General features: G+C 72.5%; 17 protein-coding genes. 11 read left to right on the top strand and 6 right to left on the bottom strand.

The features are described from left to right. The first annotated feature begins 43 nt into the window (after positions 1-43). Complete coding sequence (locus FVE25_RS18815; protein WP_157248250.1) at positions 44-685, top strand: adenylate kinase family protein; 642 nt, start codon at positions 44-46, stop codon at positions 683-685. 36 nt (positions 686-721) lie between these two features. After that, positions 722-1,009, top strand: coding sequence for a hypothetical protein (locus FVE25_RS18810; RefSeq protein ID WP_157248249.1), 288 nt, complete (start codon positions 722-724; stop codon positions 1,007-1,009). On the opposite strand, the gene FVE25_RS18805 is transcribed toward FVE25_RS18810, so the two are convergent. Next, on the bottom strand, positions 990-1,280 hold the full coding sequence (locus tag FVE25_RS18805; RefSeq protein WP_157248248.1) for a hypothetical protein: 291 nt from the start codon (positions 1,278-1,280) through the stop codon (positions 990-992). The two genes, FVE25_RS18810 and FVE25_RS18805, sit on opposite strands and share 20 nt — an antisense overlap. Positions 1,281-1,500: 220 nt before the next feature. Here FVE25_RS18805 and FVE25_RS18800 point away from each other — a divergent pair, with 220 nt between their 5' ends. Then, on the top strand, positions 1,501-3,453 hold the full coding sequence (locus tag FVE25_RS18800; RefSeq protein WP_219825549.1) for a glycosyl hydrolase family 18 protein: 1,953 nt from the start codon (positions 1,501-1,503) through the stop codon (positions 3,451-3,453). A 39-nt stretch (positions 3,454-3,492) separates the two neighbouring features. On the opposite strand, the gene FVE25_RS18795 is transcribed toward FVE25_RS18800, so the two are convergent. Further along, positions 3,493-4,374, bottom strand: a complete 882-nt coding sequence (locus FVE25_RS18795) for a penicillin-insensitive murein endopeptidase (protein WP_219825548.1) — start codon at positions 4,372-4,374, stop codon at positions 3,493-3,495. Between the two features lie 54 nt (positions 4,375-4,428). On the opposite strand from FVE25_RS18795, the gene FVE25_RS18790 reads away from it, so the two are divergent. The 7 genes from FVE25_RS18790 to FVE25_RS18760 all read left to right on the top strand — a co-directional run bounded on the left by FVE25_RS18790 (position 4,429) and on the right by FVE25_RS18760 (position 12,015). Beyond that, the gene (locus FVE25_RS18790) at positions 4,429-5,478 is read left to right on the top strand and encodes a sialidase family protein (protein WP_157248246.1); all 1,050 of its coding nucleotides are present in this window, start codon (positions 4,429-4,431) and stop codon (positions 5,476-5,478) included. A 111-nt stretch (positions 5,479-5,589) separates the two neighbouring features. Beyond that, entirely contained in the window at positions 5,590-5,748 is a 159-nt protein-coding gene (locus FVE25_RS18785; protein ID WP_157248245.1) for a hypothetical protein, read from the top strand. Positions 5,749-5,818: 70 nt separating this feature from the next. Then, a complete protein-coding gene (locus FVE25_RS18780; protein ID WP_157248244.1) occupies positions 5,819-7,798 on the top strand; it encodes a B12-binding domain-containing radical SAM protein in 1,980 nt (659 codons plus the stop codon). Further along, positions 7,795-8,754, top strand: a complete 960-nt coding sequence (locus FVE25_RS18775) for a multinuclear nonheme iron-dependent oxidase (protein ID WP_157248243.1) — start codon at positions 7,795-7,797, stop codon at positions 8,752-8,754. Before FVE25_RS18780 ends, FVE25_RS18775 begins: the two co-directional genes overlap by 4 nt. Next, a complete protein-coding gene (locus FVE25_RS18770; protein ID WP_157248242.1) occupies positions 8,751-9,482 on the top strand; it encodes a hypothetical protein in 732 nt (243 codons plus the stop codon). The genes FVE25_RS18775 and FVE25_RS18770 overlap by 4 nt, the downstream gene beginning before the upstream one ends. A gap of 14 nt (positions 9,483-9,496) precedes the next feature. Continuing rightward, complete coding sequence (locus tag FVE25_RS18765) at positions 9,497-11,395, top strand: RiPP maturation radical SAM C-methyltransferase (protein WP_157248241.1); 1,899 nt, start codon at positions 9,497-9,499, stop codon at positions 11,393-11,395. Then, positions 11,392-12,015 carry a DUF5825 family protein gene (locus FVE25_RS18760; RefSeq protein ID WP_157248240.1) on the top strand — a complete coding sequence of 208 codons (624 nt, stop codon included), beginning with the start codon at positions 11,392-11,394 and terminating at the stop codon, positions 12,013-12,015. Before FVE25_RS18765 ends, FVE25_RS18760 begins: the two co-directional genes overlap by 4 nt. Here FVE25_RS18760 and FVE25_RS18755 read toward each other — a convergent pair. Beyond that, positions 11,996-12,784, bottom strand: coding sequence for a Stf0 family sulfotransferase (locus tag FVE25_RS18755; protein WP_157248239.1), 789 nt, complete (start codon positions 12,782-12,784; stop codon positions 11,996-11,998). The two genes, FVE25_RS18760 and FVE25_RS18755, sit on opposite strands and share 20 nt — an antisense overlap. 18 nt (positions 12,785-12,802) lie before the next feature. Further along, complete coding sequence (locus FVE25_RS18750; protein ID WP_246267148.1) at positions 12,803-15,688, bottom strand: lantibiotic dehydratase; 2,886 nt, start codon at positions 15,686-15,688, stop codon at positions 12,803-12,805. Between FVE25_RS18750 and FVE25_RS55260 the strand changes: the two genes are divergently transcribed. Then, on the top strand, positions 15,668-15,913 hold the full coding sequence (locus FVE25_RS55260) for an RNA 2'-phosphotransferase (RefSeq protein ID WP_343046148.1): 246 nt from the start codon (positions 15,668-15,670) through the stop codon (positions 15,911-15,913). The genes FVE25_RS18750 and FVE25_RS55260 overlap by 21 nt on opposite strands. 4 nt (positions 15,914-15,917) lie before the next feature. Here the strand turns inward: FVE25_RS55260 and FVE25_RS18740 are convergent, their stop codons facing one another. Both FVE25_RS18740 and FVE25_RS18735 read right to left on the bottom strand, forming a co-directional pair. Further along, entirely contained in the window at positions 15,918-16,571 is a 654-nt protein-coding gene (locus tag FVE25_RS18740) for a DUF6766 family protein (RefSeq protein ID WP_157248237.1), read from the bottom strand. Between the two features lie 83 nt (positions 16,572-16,654). Beyond that, on the bottom strand, positions 16,655-17,032 hold the full coding sequence (locus tag FVE25_RS18735; protein ID WP_157248236.1) for a hypothetical protein: 378 nt from the start codon (positions 17,030-17,032) through the stop codon (positions 16,655-16,657). Between the last annotated feature and the right edge of the window lie 95 nt (positions 17,033-17,127).

Raw genomic sequence — 17,127 nt, 5'->3', positions numbered from 1 at the left:
CACCGTCCGTCAGGGTTCGCGGCCGAGCTGCTTTGATCGGATCATGCGGAAATACATCATCATCGGCGTCCAGGGCAGCGGCAAGGGGACCCAGAGCGCCCTGCTGGCCAAGGGCTACGAACTCGTCCACATCAACGTCGGCGACATCTTCCGCTGGCACGTGCAGCAGCACACCAAGCTCGGCGCGCTGGTCCGGCGCACCATGGCCGCCGGTGAGCTGATCGGCGACGACCACGTGGAGAAGGTCGTGCGCGACCGGCTGGACCAGCACGACTGGAACTACGGCTTCATCATCGACGGCTTCCCCCGCAACCGCCGCCAGGCCGAGTTCTTCCTGGAGTCCTACGACCTCGACGGCGTCATCCACCTGGACCTGCCCGACGAGGAGGTCCGGCGCCGGGTGCTGGCGCGGCGGCTGTGCCCCGGCTGCGGCATGGACTACAACCTCATCTACGACCGCCCCGCCGAAGAGGGCGTCTGCGAGGTCTGCGGTCACGAGCTGGTACGGCGGGCCGACGACACCGAGGAGGCCCTGGCCGAGCGGCTGCGCATCTACCACGAGAAGACGAACCCCATCCTTGACCTGTTGCGCCGCAAGGAGTACGTCTTCACCGTCGATGCCAGCCGATCGGTCGACGAGGTCCAGGCCGCCATCAGGGAGAAGCTGGGGCTTCCCGCGCGGTAGCCGTACCGGATCACCGTGTCCGAGGAAAGGAGCACCATGAGAACATCGAGCCTGACGGTCGCACTGAGCGCGGCGCTCCTCACCGCGTCACTGTCCGCTCCCGCCCACGCGGCGGCGAGCGACGCCGTCTGCTTCTCCGGCGGCCGCACGCCCACCACCGGCGGGTACTACCAGGTGAACGGCAGCGGCTGCGACGGCCACAGCGGCACGACGGTCACCATCCGCTTCGGTTACGCGGCGGGGGACTACTCGTGCGGGTGGACGTTCCTGTGGAACAGCATGCTCGGCGCCGACAACTGCGTCCTCACGTCAGCCGGCACCTGACCGCGGCCAGGTTGGTGGTCGCAAGGAAGAAGATCGCCGAGCCACACCGGTAGACGCCGGCGGCGGAACCCTCCTTGATCCAGACGTCGACGTCGAAGATCCCGGACCCGCCGCAGATCCGTCCGCCCAGCGCGTAGCCCTGGCCGGACGGATCGGGTACGCGCGAGCCGTTCCTGCAGTCGTAGAAGCCCGCCGCCTGCGCGGGCGCGCTCATCAGGGGCACGACCAGCAGGGCCGCGCCGAGCATCGTTGCCATGCGTCTGGGGAACATGACCTGACGGTAGGCGCGCCGGCTGGACGGTCCTATAGGCCGTCGTCACCACCGGATGTGCATATCTCATCGACCTGGTGCCAGATTGCGCGCCCTGGTTTACATATTGACGACTCCGCAGGCAGAGGTTAACGTCTCGAAGTAATTAAAAGGAAACTTTCCTAAGAGTTCCTTAAAGCCTCTCTTCATCCCACCCCCCAAACATCGGATGTCGAAGCCCATGAAACATCGCAAGGCACTCGCAGTCCTGACGGCCTTACTCCTGCCCTTCGGCGCAGCCGTCGCCGCCCCGACCACGGCCTACAGCGCCGCCAGCAACCAGGTGGCCTTCGCCGAATGGGCCCCGTGGACCGCCTACACCGCGGGCACCCGGGTCACCTACCAAGGCGTCGAGTACGAATGCCGGCAGAGCCACACCTCCCAGCCCGGCTGGGAACCGCCGAACGTCGGCGCCCTGTGGCGGACCACGGGCGGCGGCGGCCCGGACACCCAGGCGCCCTCGGTACCCGGCAACGTCCGCTCGACCGGCGTCACCTCCAGCAGCGTCTCGCTCGCCTGGAACGCCTCCACCGACAACGTCGGGGTCAGCGGCTACGAGATCTACCGCGGCGGCACCCTCGTCACCACCGTGACCGGCACCACCCACACCGACAGCGGGCTCAGTGCGAGCACCACCTACAGCTACACCGTGCGCGCCCGCGACGCCGCTGGCAACCTCTCCGCCCACAGCACGGCGGTCAGCGCGACCACCTCGGGCGGCGGCGGTGACACCCAGGCGCCCACCGTGCCGGCCAACCTGCGCTCGACCGGCGTCACCTCCAACAGCGTCTCGCTCGCCTGGAACGCCTCCACCGACAACGTCGGCGTCACCGGCTACGAGATCTACCGCGGCGGCACCCTGGTCACCACCGTGACCGGCACCACCCACACCGACGCCGGGCTCGCCTCCAACACCACCTTCACCTACACCGTGCGCGCCCGCGACGCCGCCGGCAACCGCTCGGGCGACAGCAACGAGGTCTCCGCCACCACCACCGGCGGCCCCGGAGGCGGCGGCAACAAGGTCCTCGGCTACTTCGTTCAGTGGGGCGTCTACGCCCGCAACTACCACGTCAAGAACATCGACACCAGCGGCTCGGCCGCCAAGCTGACCCACATCAACTACGCCTTCGCCAACACCACGGGCGGCAGGTGCACCATCGGCGACTCCTTCGCCGACTACGAGAAGTCCTACACCGCCGACCAGAGCGTCGACGGCGTCGCCGACACGTGGGACCAGCCGCTGCGCGGCAACTTCAACCAGTTGCGCAAGCTCAAGAAGAAGTACCCGAACCTCAAGATCCTCTTCTCCATCGGCGGCTGGACCTGGTCCGGCGGCTTCACCCAGGCCGCGGCCAACCCCACCGCCTTCGCCGAGTCCTGCTACAAGATGGTGGAGGACCCGCGCTGGGCCGACGTCTTCGACGGCATCGACATCGACTGGGAGTACCCCAACGCCTGCGGCCTGACCTGTGACACCAGCGGCTTCGCGTCCTTCAAGAACGTGATGCAGGCCGTGCGCAACCGCTTCGGCCCCAACAACCTGGTCACCGCGGCCATCACCGCCGACGGCACCAGCGGCGGCAAGATCGACGCGGCCGACTACGGCGGCGCCGCGCAGTACGTCGACTGGTACAACGTCATGACCTACGACTTCTTCGGCGCCTGGGCGGCGCAGGGCCCGACGGCTCCGCACTCCCCGCTCACCTCCTACACCGGAATCCCGATCGCGGGCTTCTACTCCGACAACGCCATCCAGAAGCTGAAGAGCAAGAACATCGACGCGAAGAAGCTGCTGCTCGGCATCGGCTTCTACGGACGCGGCTGGACCGGCGTCACCCAGTCCGCCCCAGGCGGCACAGCTACAGGACCGGCTCAGGGCACCTATCCCGACTCACCCGGCATCGACGACTACAAGGTCCTCAAGACCAAGTGCCCGGCGACGGGCACGGTCGCCGGCACGGCCTACGCCCACTGCGGCAACAACTGGTGGAGCTACGACACACCGGCCACCATCGGCGGCAAGATGACCTACTCGAAGAACCAGGGCCTCGGCGGCGCGTTCTTCTGGGAGCTCAGCGGCGACACCACCAACGGTGAGCTGATCACCGCGCTCAAGAACGGCCTCGGCTGATCCTCTGAGCGAGGGCCGGTCCCCGCGCGGGACCGGCCCTCACGCGTGCGCCGCGCCGCACAGGTAGGCGGCGTCCGGGTGGCCCGCCTCGCAGTAGCGGACGTGCAGGTGGTTGTCGTGGTTGGGCCAGTGGTCGGTCAGGCCCTCCTGGATCAGCACCGGGTCGTTGAACCAGATGTACTTGACGTGCCCGGGCGCCGTCGCGCGCACGGCCTGCGCCAGCCGCCGCGTGGCGTCGCGGTCGTAGTCGGCCGAGCGCCAGGTGATCCGCTCCGCCGTACATTGGGCGTTGTCCGAGCGGATCGGCCACAGATCGACGTCGAGCCCGGCCTGATGACTGGCGTGGCCCGGGATGGGCCCGCCGTGCTCGAAGCCCACGTCGCCCAGCGGCACCGTGCCCGTGGCGAACGCGCGGACGGCGGCCTCGAGCTGCCCGATCGCCGCGCCGGTGCCCCAGTTGGCCGGGCCGTTCCCATCGGGGTCCTTGTCGCACATGCCGGCCGGCGCGGGATAGGCGTAGTGCCAGACGAGGTTCCGCCAGGTGATCGGGCCGGCGACGGCGTCGGCGCCGATCCCCGCGTGCGCCTGGAAGGCGCGGACCGCCTGGCCGACCTCGGCGGTGAACCGGCCGTCCACCGGCAGGGAGAGCCGGCGCTTGGCGTTGAGCTGGGCCTGGAGCGCGCGCACCGCCGTACCCGACGCGCCCTCCCGCAGCAGAGGCGTCAGCGCGCGCCACGTCAGCGGGCCGGCGATGCCGTCGGCCGCCAGGCCCTTCGATCGCTGGAAGGCCATGACCGCCGATCTGGTCGTGGCGCCGAAGATCCCGTCCGGGCCGCTCAGGGCGAGAAGGTGCTGGATGGCGAGCACGTCCACGCCACGGTTGCCGAGATCCTGAGTATGGAAGAAGGCGTTGGGGAACACGAAGTCCCATACCCGGTCTAGCCAAGGGCAAAGGCGCTGGGCGAAGATCGAGGCATGGCGACACCGGTGTTCGTCGCAGGCACGGGGTACCCGGTGTTCCGGATCCCCGCGGTCGTGCGCGCCCAGGACGGCACGCTCATCGCCTTCGCCGAGGGGCGGCAGAAGATCAGCGACACGGGCGCCATCGACGTCGTGTGCCGGCGCTCCACCGACGACGGCGCGACCTGGGGCCCGCTCCAGGTGGTGACCAGCCACCCCGGCGACACCGCGGGCAACCCGGCGCCGGTCGTGCTGCCGTCGGGCCGGATCCTGCTGCTCACCTGCCGCAACGCAGGCACGGCCACCGAGCACGAGATCATGCAGGGCGTCGAGGCCCCCCGCCGCGTCTACCAGCAGCACTCCGACGACGCGGGCGCGACGTGGAGCCGGCCCGCCGAGATCACCGCGGCCGTGAAGCAGCCGTCCTGGCGCTGGTACGCCACGGGCCCCGGCCACGGCATCGTCACCGGCTCCGGCCGGGTCGTCATCGGCGCCAGCCACTCCCGCCCGCCCGCGGCCGGCGACACGGGCTCCGAGCCGAAGTACTACGGCGGCCACTGCGTCTACTCCGACGACCAGGGCGCGACCTGGCGGATCGGCTTCACCTCCTCCAACCCCAACGGCTACGTCAACGAGAACGAGACCACGCTGGCCGAACTCCCCGGCGGCCGCCTCTACTTCAACTGCCGCGACCGCGGCGGCACCGGCCCCGGCAACCGCGCCGACGCCTACAGCCACGACGGCGGCCAGACCCTGGAGTTCCCCTATCGCGCGCAGGCCACGATCGTCACCGCCGACGTCCAGGCCAGCGTGCTCGCCCTGCCCGGCGGCGACCTGGTGTACTCAGGCCCGTCCCACCTGGCCGACCGGGCCGCGATGGCGCTGCGCCGCAGCACGGACGGCGGCCAGACCTGGCAGGTCGTCCACCAGGTCTCCGGCCTGCCGGCCGCCTACTCCGACCTGGTGGCGCTCGGCGAGGCCACGGTCGGGCTGCTGTACGAGACGGGGAACTGGTCGCCGTACGACCGCGTCGTGTTCACCACGGCCCGGCTCGACGGCCCTTGACGGGCGGCGGCACGTCGTTACCGTGGAGCAGGTAAAGAAGGGCGCGGGTACGAGCGGTGTCCGACACCGCAACCGCCACATCTGCCGGCAGATTCCCCATGAGGAGGGACCGTGGCCGCGGTGCACCCCGACATGCTCATCGACGACGAATTCACCGAGCTGGACCAACTGGAAGTGATCGACTCCAGCGAGCTCAAGCTCAGCGGGTCCTACCACTCCTACACCTACAAGGCGGCGGAGGACACCGGAGACCTGCCTGCCAGGGCCTGACACGGGCGCCGGCCGGGTTCCCGCCCGGCCGGTGACCGGAATGCGCTTGCCCCGGAGCCCGAGGAGGTTGATGGTGCCGTCCGGGCAGGAGGCGGACTGCGACGGCGCCGACGTCGTGCTCATCTTTCCGCCGCAGACCGAGGCCAGGTTCTTCCCGTACCTGAGCCTGCCGTACCTGACCGGGCATCTGCGACGGCGCGGCCGGCGCGTGCATCAGGCGGATCTGAACATCGCCTTACTGCACGACCTGCTACGGCGCCCGCGGCAGCTCGAGCAGGCGCCGGGCGAGGACGTGAGCGGCTGGTACCGCGCGGCGATGGCCGAGGCCGTCGCCCGGCACGCCGGCGACCTCAGGGCGCACGTCCTGCGCAAACAGGCGTCCGGCGAGCTGGGGGCGGTGCGCGCCGTACGGCTGGCGCACCACGCGATCGAGCTGTTCGTCCGTGACACGTTCCTCGCACGGACGTGGCGGGACCTGCCCGAGCTCGACGCGGCCGCCCAGCAGGCCGCGCGGCTGCCGCCCGCCGCGTCGGGCGCCGCGGTCGCGCGCCTTCACGCCATGGTCGAGGAGCTTCTGGTACGGCGGCGCCCGCGTGTCGTCGGCCTGTCGGTGGCGTTCTTCAGCCAGCTCGCCCCCGCCTTGCTCGTGGCCGCCTGGGTCAGGAAACTCCTGCCGCGGGCCCGGATCTGCCTCGGCGGGCAGCAGGTGATGCTCCGGCACGAGGAACTGCGGCGCCTGCCCGGCGTGCTCGCCACGGTGGACGCGTTGTGCTGGACCGCCGGCGAGCAACCGCTCGAACGCTGGCTGGACGCCCTGGACGGCGCGGCCGCGATGAGCGCGGTCCCCGGCATGATCTGGCTGCCCCGCGGCGAGCGCTCCGCCGAGCCGGTCACGCTGCGCTTCCACGAGCTCGGCCCGCCCGACTTCACCGGGTTGCCGTTCCGGTCCTATCTCAACGAGACCATGGAGGCCGCGATCGTCTCGTGCGTCGGCTGTTTCTGGGGCCGGTGCGCGTTCTGCTCCTACGGCAACCGGTCCCTCGCCCCGGGCGCCTACCAGCAGGGGACGGTCCGGCAGATCGCCGACGCCGTGCAGGCCGTGGTCCGCGACACCGGCGCGGCGTTCGTGGCGATCTCGGATGAGAACACCAACCTGCGGCTGATCGTCAAGGCGATGCGCGAGGTGCGCGAGCGCGGCGTCAGGGTGGGGTTCGGCGTGCGCAGCAGGCTGGATGCGACGCTGGCCGACCCCGGGTTCTGCCGCGACCTGGCCGAGGCGGGCTGCGAGCTCATGTCGGTCGGCTACGAGGGTACGGCGCAGCGGCTGCTGGACCGGATGGACCGGGGCGTGCGGGCCGCCGACTACCAGCGCATCCTGGACAACCTCGCGGCGGCGGGCATCGTGGTGCGCCTGTCGGTGATGGGGCACGTCCTCGACGAGACGCCGGCGGAGTTCGCGGAGTCCCTGCGGTTCCTGCGCGCCAACCAGGAGCGGATCGGCATCGACGCGCTGGAGCTCATGGTGGCCGAGCCCGGCAGCCGGCTCGCGCAGGACCCGGACGGGTTCGGGCTGTCGCTGGGGAGCGCGCCGGCCGGCAATCCCGAGCTGAGCTATCTGTCCGGCCGGGTCGGGCGGAGCATGACCGTGCGGGACGGGCCGACCCGGGGGCAGGCGCTGGACCGGCTGGTGCGCGTCTTCCACACGGTACGGCCCGGCAAGGCGACCGCGGTCGTGCCACGGGGCTCCGGCCCGGCGGACGCCGATCCGGTCGCGGCGGTCCTGCCGTACCCGTGGGTGAGGACGGTGCCCGCGCACGTCGAGATGGGCGGGAACGGGCGGGCCGAGAGGGGCGGGGACGCGCGGACGGAGATGAGCGGAGACGGGCGGATCGTCCTCGCGGACCTGGTGTGGGAGCGGTTCTACGCGCTGCCGCGCCGTGATGTCGAGCAGCGTGCCGACGGCGAGGTGCTCGCGGCGCGCACGGCGCGCGGGCGGCGGCTGCTGGCCCGCCTGGTGGAGGAGACCGCGGGCACGAGGAGGCCGGCATGACGACGTCCAGGATGGGATTCGGCCTGCTCATGGACATGCCGTGGGGCGGCGGGTCCCTGGGCCGGCGCGGCGTCGGGTTCATGGAGAGCGACGACGGCGGTGACGTGATGCCGCGGGTGCGCGCCTTCGCCGACCGGCACGGCAAGGACTTCGGCTACGCCGCCTTCGCCTACCAGCCGCGTTCGCGGGCCAGGCCGCGGGCGGCCGACTACGTGCGCGCTTACGACCGGTTCTTCGCCGCGCTGCCCCACGGGCTCGGCCGGGCCTTTCACCAGACCGAGTTCAACATGGGCACGCCCGAGCGCTACGACCGGCGGCCGGCGGCGGAGTTCACCAACGAGCTGGCCCGGCGGTACGGCTTCCGCTGGGTGGTGGAGGATCTGGGCATCTGGAACCTGCGCGGGTATCCGATGCCCTATCCCCTGCCGCCGCCGCTGACCGAGCCGGGCCTGGAACTGGCCACGCGGAACGTGGCCGAGACGGCGGCGCTGCTGGAGCTGCCGCTGCACGTCGAGTTCCCCGGGTTCACCGAGGGCGGATCGTTCGTGCTGGGCGGCCTGGACGCGTTCGCGTACTTCGCGCGGCTGGCCGACGACGCCGACGTGGACGTGACGCTGGACGTGGGGCACCTGCTCAGCTACCAGTGGCTGCGCGGGCGCACCGGCCGCCACATGGTCGAGGAGATCGAGGCGCTGCCGCTGACGCGCTGCCGGGAGCTGCATCTGTCCGGCTGCCAGATCGTCGGCGGCAAGTTCCGCGACCTGCACCACGGGGTGCTGCTGGACGAGCAGCTCGAGCTCACCGCGTACCTGCTGCCGCGCTGCCCGAACCTGCTCGGGGTCACCTACGAGGATCCGATGTTCCGCGACGACGGCGAGCTGGTCGAGAAGTCGCGGCGCAACTACTGGCGGCTGAAGGAGATGGTCGAGGCGTGGCGGGACGAGGTCGCCCGATGAGCGCCCCGTCGCTCGACGGCGACCGGCTCACCGGCCTGATCATGCGGCTGCTGCTCGACCAGGGGCTGCGCGCGCGTCTGGCCGATGAGGGCGCCGAGGCGGTGGCCACCGATGCGGGCGAGCTGGAGTGCCTGGCGACGATCGACCTGGACGAGCTGGACGCCGCCGCGCGCCGGTTCCGTTCGACGATCTGGCGGCTGGGCGCGCACGGCACCCTGGCCGAGACGTTCCCGCGCAGTGTGCGCATGCTCGGGCTCCCCGACGCCGAACTGCTCGACGGGTTCCTCGCCTCGCCGCACTTCGCCGCCTTCCGGCTGGTCCCCTACGCGGGTCCGGGCGTGTCGGTGGAGGAGGCGTTCGCGGCGTTCCTGCTCGACCGGGCCGGGGAGCGGGTCGTGCGGGAGACGGTGACGCACGAGCTGATGATCGCCCTGTTCGCCGCGCTGTCGTGCGAGCAGCCGCTGTCGTTCGTCATCGGCGGCGACGTGGGCGCGATCGTCGAGACCGGCCGCGGGCACGCCGCCCTGCGCCGGTACGCGCCGTCCGCCCTCGCCGCCTGGGGGGAGAACGCCCCGGGCGGGGCGGCCGTGCCGTACGCCTATTTCGCCACGCCCGCCGGAGTCACGCGCGGTGTGGTGTCGGAGCGGGTGGCGGCGGCGTTCGCGGCGGAGCCGACGGACGAGACCGAGGCGGCACGGCGCGCGCTGGCGCGGCGGGGCCTGTGGTGACACCTGGAGGACGCATGCGCATCGTGCTGGCGGACATGCCGTGGTCGACGGTCGACGCGCCGTCGCTCTCGCTCGGCGTGCTGAAACGCCGGGTCCTCGACGTCTTCCCCGGCGACGAGGTCGAGGTCGTGCACGCCAACCTCGACTACATCGACTGGGTGGACGCCCACGTGGGCTTCAGCTTCGAGGAGTACGACACCTTCGTCAGCTCCTTCTTCTCCGGGCACAGCGAGTGGATCTTCTCGGCGGCGCTGAACGAGCGGGCGCGCTGGAAGGTCGAGGAGTACACCGCGTTCCTCGACGGCAGCGTGCCGGAGCCGATGCTGGCCAAGGCGACGCAGCTGCACGAGCTGGCGCCGCGGTTCATCGAGGAGATCGCCGCCCGGATCGTGGACATGGAGCCGCAGGTGGCCGGGTTCACCGCCACGTTCGCGCAGAACGCCGCCGCGCTGGCGGCCGCGCGCGAGATCAAGAGGCTGGCGCCGGAGATCGTCGTCGTGTTCGGCGGCCCGAACTGCGAGGGCAGGCAGGGCGCGGCGATGCACCGCAACTTCCCGTTCGTCGACTTCGTCGTGCGCGGCGAGGGCGAGCTGGCCTTCCCCCGGCTGCTGGAGGCGATCCGCGGCGGGGACGCGGAGGCCGCAGCGATCCCCGGCCTGTGCTGGCGCGGCCCGGCCGGCGAGAGCGTCACCAACACCGAGGAGGCCCGCCCGCTGCCGCCGGGCGCGCTGGTCACGCCCGACTTCGGCGACTACTTCGAGCGGCACGCCAGATCCGTCGCGGGCGCCTGGGTGGAGCCGCGGCTCACCGTGGAGGGCTCGCGCGGCTGCTGGTGGGGCGAGAAGCACCACTGCACGTTCTGCGGGCTCAACGGCTCGCTCATGCAGTTCCGCAGCAAGGACCCCGGCGCGTTCGTCGAGGAGATCCTCGGCCTCGTCGAACGGCACCGCATCCTCGACGTGTGGGTGACCGACAACATCCTCGACATGGCCTATCTGAGCTCGATGGCGCCCCGGCTGCGGGAGTCCGGCTACGACCTGCGGATCGGCTACGAGATCAAGTCGAACCTGCGCCGCGACCAGCTCGAGATCCTGCGCTCGGCCGGGATCTCCTACGTGCAGCCGGGCGTGGAGAACCTGAGCAGCAGCGTCCTGACCCTGATGGACAAGGGCGTGAGCGGCTGCCTGAACGTGCGGCTGCTGCGCGACTCCGAGACCGTCGGCATCAACCTGAACTGGAACTACCTCTACGGCTTCCCCGGCGAGTCCGAGGCCGACTACGACAACGTGATCGACCAGGTGCCCGCCCTGCACCACCTCATGCCGCCGTCCAACGCCACCCGGATCAAGGTCGAGCGCTTCAGCCCGTACTTCGACCGGCCCGAGCTGGGGTTCGGCGAGCTCCGCCCGGCCGCGCACTACTTCCACATCTACGACCTGCCGGAGGCGGAACTGGCCGACCTCGTCTACGTCTTCGACTCCCCGCACCGCGGCATCGGCGCCGGCTGCCTGGACCGGCTGCGCGCGGCGGTGGCCGCCTGGAAGGACGCCTACCCGCGCAGCCGGCTGACCCACTGCGACCTCGGCGACCACATCGTGCTGGTCGACACCCGGCCCGGGTTCTCGTGGGGGGTGCTGGACCTGACCGATCCCCTGGAGGTGACGGTCTTCCGGCTGCTCGACTCGCCCCACAGCGCGGCGGGGCTGGCGCGCAAGACCGGGGCCGCGCAGGAGCGGATCGACGCGCTGGTGACGGAGTGGCGGGCACTCGGCGTGATCTTCTGCGACGCGGGCCAGGCGGTACACGTCGCGCCCGCCGCGGCCAATCAGGACCTCCTGCGGCTCGAAGGCGAGAACCTCGGGCGCGGCGAGCCGCTGGTGCCCGCGCTGGGACAGGCGGTGGCGGCGCGATGAGCACGCTCACGGTGTGGAGGGACCGCGACCCGGAGGCCATGCGGGTGCCGGGGATGTACGCCGGGCGCGTGGACGTCACCGGCGACCCGGTCGCAACCGCTGCGCGGCTGGCCGCCGGCGGGATTCAGCTCGCCCGGCTGGACGATCCGGTCGATCTGGCCGACGCCGACGGCGCCGCCGCGGTGGCCGCGCTCACCGTCGTCCGCGAGCTGACCAGCCACGGCATCGCGGTGGACTGGGCGGCTGGGGTGCCGGAGGACGGCTGGCGGCCGTTGAGCCACCTGTATCCTCCGGCGACCGTGTACGCGGGCCCGGCGGGTGACGGCATCGCGGCGCGGTGGCGGGACTCCTTTCACGTCGCCATGTGCGGCTACCGGCTGGGGCCCGGCTTCATGGAGGTCCGTGACCGGCGCTCGGGCACGTTCCGGCGGCTGGTCATCCGCGGCCCGCATCGGGAGAAGGCGATCGCGCCGCTGCTGCGGGGCGTGCGGGCGGCGTCCCTGCCGCCCGCGGTGGCCGAGCGTTACCTGAGCGCCGACCTGCTGCATCAGGTGGGCCGGTACGTGTGGTGGACGCCGTACCGGATCCGGCGCTGGCCGCTCAGCTCGACGATTCCATGACGGCCGGCGCGTCTCCGTGGCGGGCGCTGTCGCGCGCGAACCACTCCAGCCACCGCTCGGTGGTCTCGCCCGCCTGCCGCTGGATGCCGGGGTCGGGCAGGCGCCCGGGCGAGTCGACCCCCAGATGCCGCAGGCAGCCGTGGACCGCCCGTCCGTAGTCGGCGATCAGGTCCTCGTAGAACAGGATGTGCGGTACGGCGGAGCGGCTCGCGAAGTAGTCGTCCCACATCCTCGCCTCGCGCTCCAGCCAGGACAGGTGGCCGCGGATCTCGGCGTAGTCGTAGCGGGGCTCGGACGTCGTCCGGCTGATCGAGACGTAGACGCCGTCCACGATCCAGACGCCGGTCTGGTGGGCCAGGGCGAACGAGATGGCCTGCCGTACCCGGTCTCTGCGCTTGAGCCAGATGTAGCGGGGGGACATGAGCAGGTCGTCCAGGTCGGCTTCGAGGCCGATCAGGTGGCCGCCGTGCACCTTGATGCCGAAGACGCCGTTGGGGCTGGTCCGGCAGGTCATCAGGCGTCTGAGATAGCGCGTGACCAGTTCGGCGGGGTCGGCGGTGTCGAAGCCCCAGCGTTCGAAGTAGTCCAGGACGTGGGTGTCGGTGAGGTAGCCGTCGGCGAACCCGGCTTGCCCGGTGTGCCAGAGGGCGCGGGCCAGCATGTTGCTGCCCGAGCGTGGCGCCGCGGCCAGGACGTAGCGGACCGGGGGGAGCCCGGCGTAATCCGGAAAGTCGAATTCTTCGCGATTGGTCCGGACGAAAGGCGGCACTCCTCATACCTACCATCGCTACCGGCGGGCGGTGAAGGACAGCGCGGCGGCCCGGGCCAGCCTGCGGCAGGTGTGTTCGGCGCCGGGGTCGATGCCGAGGGCGCGTAGGTGGTGCAGGTGCAGGAAGGAGTCGATCACCGGTGACCTCGCGCCCACGAGGCCCGTGTACGCGGCCACGGCCCGGCGCCGGTCCCGCCAGGCGGCGGCGAGCTCCGTACCGCCGGGGAGGTTCGCCGGCGCGTTCTCGCCGGTCAGTTCGAGCACCTGGCGGGCGAGCGCCCGGCCGCCCGCGGGGGCGGGTCCGGGCTCCGGGTGCCGGATCAGCCAGCGTGCCCCCTCCGCCCGGCCGCCCAGCAGGGCCGCGGCCAGATCGGCCAGGCTGGCCGCGGTGAGCGCGTGCGGGTGCACCCGGCGGGCCGCCGACAGCGTCGCCACCTGGGCCAGCGCCGCCGCGGAGTCGGCGGCGAAGGCGGCATGCGCGGCGGCCAGCGCCTCGCCCGGGCCGTACCGCGCGGTCTCGGGATGGTAGGTGTCCAGGACCACGTCCCCGATGAGGCCCCGCTCGCGCAGACCGGCGGCCCAGGTCCCGAGGCGGGCGGCGGCCGGGCCGTACGCGCGGGCGCCGGTCAGGTGCAGCCGCAGGCGCAGGTGCGGCCGAGGGTCGCGGTAGCGGACGAACCACCACATCGGCGGCCCGTCCTCCCAGGTCCGGAGCAGCTCGGGCAGATGCCGGGTGAGGATCGTGTCCACGACGGCGGGGTGACCGTACAGCTTGGCGTACACCACGTCCGCACCCGGCGGGACGGCGTGCGCCGGACTGAACAGCGGCCCGATCACGGGCGCCCGGGCGGGCGGGGCGGTGGCGGCCAGGGGGACGACGATCTCGTGCGCGCGCCCGCCGAACAGCTCCGCCGGGCTCGACGCCTCCGCCACGACCGCGGATCCGGCGCGGCCGAGGTGGGCGCGCAGCAGCGCCAGGCTCATGGGCTCGTCCAGGTCGAGCCGCAGGCGCCGGTCGGCGGCGCCCACGGAGACGATGGCGGGCAGGCGCAGGCGCTCGCGCAGATCCCGCAGCGCTCGCGCCCATTCCGGCCCGGCCGCCCGCGGTCCGGGGAGGGTGACGTGCCAGCGGGCGGGGGCCAGCACGGCGCGGCCGTAGCGCACGCGCGGCAGGTACGGCAGGCCCGCGGCCGCCCCCCACGAGAACGGCGACACCACCGCGCCCCGGGCCCGCGGCAGCTCGAACAGCAGGCGGGCCACCGGTGGCATGGCCTCGCGGGCGACCGCGCTGGTCAGGGCGGGTTCCACCACCTGCCGCCGGTCCGGCCGCAGCACGTACATCCGGTCGCGGTCCGCGGTCACGGCCAGCTCGCGCCACGGGATGCCCGGGCGCGCGCGGTGCTCGGCCACGCTGATCAGCTCGGGCAGGAGGAGCGGGGTGCGGGCGAGGTCATGGGCCCGGGGATGCCGGGGCGGGAACGACAGCTGTGCCTTCACCGCGCCCCGCACCGCGACCGGCAGCCGCGCGTCCAGGCCCGCCTCCCCGGGGAGAAGGCCGGCGAACCGGCCCATCAGGCCGCCCGCCGTACCGTCGGCCGCGAGGACCTCCAGGCTGAGGTCCGCGCGCACCTCGGCGACGAGCTCCAGGTACGGCAGGGCCCGCGGCTCATGACCGGCGGCCAGGTCGTCGATCGCGGCGTCGTCCAGGACGACCTCCCGGGCGCCGTCCAGGGCCGCCTGCTGCGCCAGCGCCAGCAGGCGGCGGTCCCGGTGGGTGAGGGGTCCCGGCTCCCATGGTTTCCGGTAGTGGGCGGGGAAGCCCAGGCCCGTCGCGGGGTCGATGAGCTGCCCGATCGGGACGACGGCGCCTTCGCCGTAGCGCTCCAGGAAGGCGAGGTGGTAGTCCTGCCAGGCCGGATGCCCGGCCGGGTGCGGCGTCAGCCGGAGCAGCGCACCGGCCGCCGCCTCGACCTCGGCCGCGACCTGGGCGGGCAGGGTCACGGAGCCGTCCAGCCGCAGGTCCACGCGGAGAGGCTGGGCGTCCTCGGCCGGGTGGAGGGCCCGCATGCGGGCCGCGACCGCTTGCCGTGCGCGGGCGGCGCCCTCGCCGCGCAACCGGTCGGCCGCCGCCAAGGCCGCCTGGATCTCGCGCAGTTCCCGTGCCGCCGGCCCCTCGGGCACGTGGCCGATCAGGTGGGTGAGCGCGTCGGGGCCGGTCGAGGGTGGGCGCAGGCCGGTGATCAGCACCCCGCAGGCCACGAGCTCGGCGACCATCTTCCCCAGCGCCGCGCCACTGGCGCCGGGGAACGCCTCGGTCAGGGCGTCGAGCAGGTCCGCGGTCAGGATGGGCGCCCCGGCCAGCTCCACGAGCTTGCGGACGGCCGGGCCGTACCTGACCGACACCTCGTCCGCCTCCGGCCGCCAGGGCACCACGAGCCGGTCCCCGCGCACGTGGGCCAGGTCGTTCACCATGACCGGCAGGCGCGCCGGCATGGCCGCCTCCAGCCGGGCGATCAGCCCGTCCAGCCATAGGCCGTCCGGGCTCGTCCTGGTGACCGGCTCCCCGAGGCGGCACTCGGCCGCCCCGCCGAACCTCAGCGGCGCGACCCCCGCGAACAGCCCGAAGGGCGTGGCCCTCCCCCGCATCCGCACGAGGTATCCGGCCAGCGACAACGCCATGCGCCGCAGGCGGCCGTCGGCCATCTCCCGCCCGGCGCGCAGCGCCTCGACGCGCTCGGCCAGGACCGGGCTGGCCAGCGTGACGGCCGCGGCCACGCAGGGGTGGGCCCAGACCTGGACGATCCAGTCACGCCACTGCCCGCCGGGCCATGGCGGGAGATCCGCCTCGCCGTAGGTGGTGACGCGGATCAGCGCGATGTCGAGGTGCCGGTACGGCTGCGCCACGCCCCGAGTGTCGCATGTCGCGAAATATCCCCTTGCCACCCGGCGGGAGACCACGTCCACCTGTCCGCCGACCGGGAGACCGCGCTCCGGGTGGGCGGGCGGCGCGGCGTACCCGTCGTCCTGGTCGTGGACGCGGCCGGGATGCACGCCACCGGGCACCCGTTCTACCGCAGCGCCAACGGCGTCTGGCTGGCAGACCACGTGCCGCCCGCGTTCCTCAGGTAGGCGGTCAGTTCTCCACGCTGGTGGCCGCGTGCGCGGCGCCGACCGGTTTGGACTCGGGTGAGCCTTTCTGGCGAAGGTAGACGGACAGGACAACCATCGACAGGACGGCCAGCAACTCCGACTGCCAGTTCTGCAACGTCCGGTTCCAGAAGTCCGCCGAGGTGACGTAGCCGCCCCAGCTGACCGGGTCCTGCAGCTGGGCGAGCCGCTCGTTGTTGTAGGCCGTGGTCCCGGCCAGCGACTGGGCCAGCCACGACAGCACGAAGATCGCGCCCATGACCAGGCCGAGCGAGTTCGCGTACACCCGGCGCCGCCAGCCTTTCGCCCTGGCCCACGCCGGGCTGGCGCGGTTCACCTTGCCGACGCGGGCGCCCTCCTCGCCCGGCTGCTTGGACTCCGGCGAGCCCCGCTGCACCAGCCAGACCGTGACCATGATGAACAGCAGGAACTGCAGGTACTCCGACTGCCAGTTCTCGGCCACGTCGACGGCGAAGTCGGAGGAGGTCACATAGGCGACCCACGGCACCGGCGCCCCGCCCTCGGCCAGTTGCCGCGCGTTGTGGTCGGCCGCCCCGGCGATCGACTGCGCGGCGAGCGTGACCAGGAACCCCATGAGGAAGAACAGGCCGAGCGTGTTCTCCCGCAGGAACCGCCTCATCGACCCAGCACCCCCACGGTGATCATGTACAGGAGTCCCGCGGCGATGATGAACACCGTCACCGCGAACATGATCCGCATCGCTCATCCCCCGATCTCGCACTGGTACGGCAGGCCCGGCCGCGGCCGGCAACCGGCGCCGTGCACCCGCCACCGGTCACCGAATCGGTGCAGGAAGACGGTGTCGCCGGCCAGCCGTACCCGGGCCTCGTCGCCGTACGTCAGCGTTTCGTGCGGCGGCCCGCCCGGCAGCCTCAGCTCCCGGATCGTCTCCTCGCACGCCTTGCCGCCGGTTTCCAGGCCCTCGCGAGCCCGCTCGGTCAGCAGCGCGCACGCCTGCCCCCAGCGGGCGCCCGCGAGCGCGGCGGAGAACTCGGCGGCGGCGCGGGCCGCGCCGGCGTCCGGCCGCGCGCACCCCGCGGCGGCCATGGCCACCAGGAGCATGACGGCTACGCGGTTCATCTTCTCCCTCTTCCCGCCTCCACCAGCCGAAACATGCGCGGCCGCCTGGCGGGGTTTGGGCGGCTCCGGCCGGGTAGCCGCGGGGACGTGACGTG

The sequence above is a fragment of the Nonomuraea typhae genome (genome assembly GCF_009760925.1).
In the GTDB taxonomy this organism is placed as follows: domain Bacteria; phylum Actinomycetota; class Actinomycetes; order Streptosporangiales; family Streptosporangiaceae; genus Nonomuraea; species Nonomuraea typhae.
Note: the sequence above shows the minus strand (reverse complement) of the source record. Positions and strands in the feature narration are given on the sequence as shown.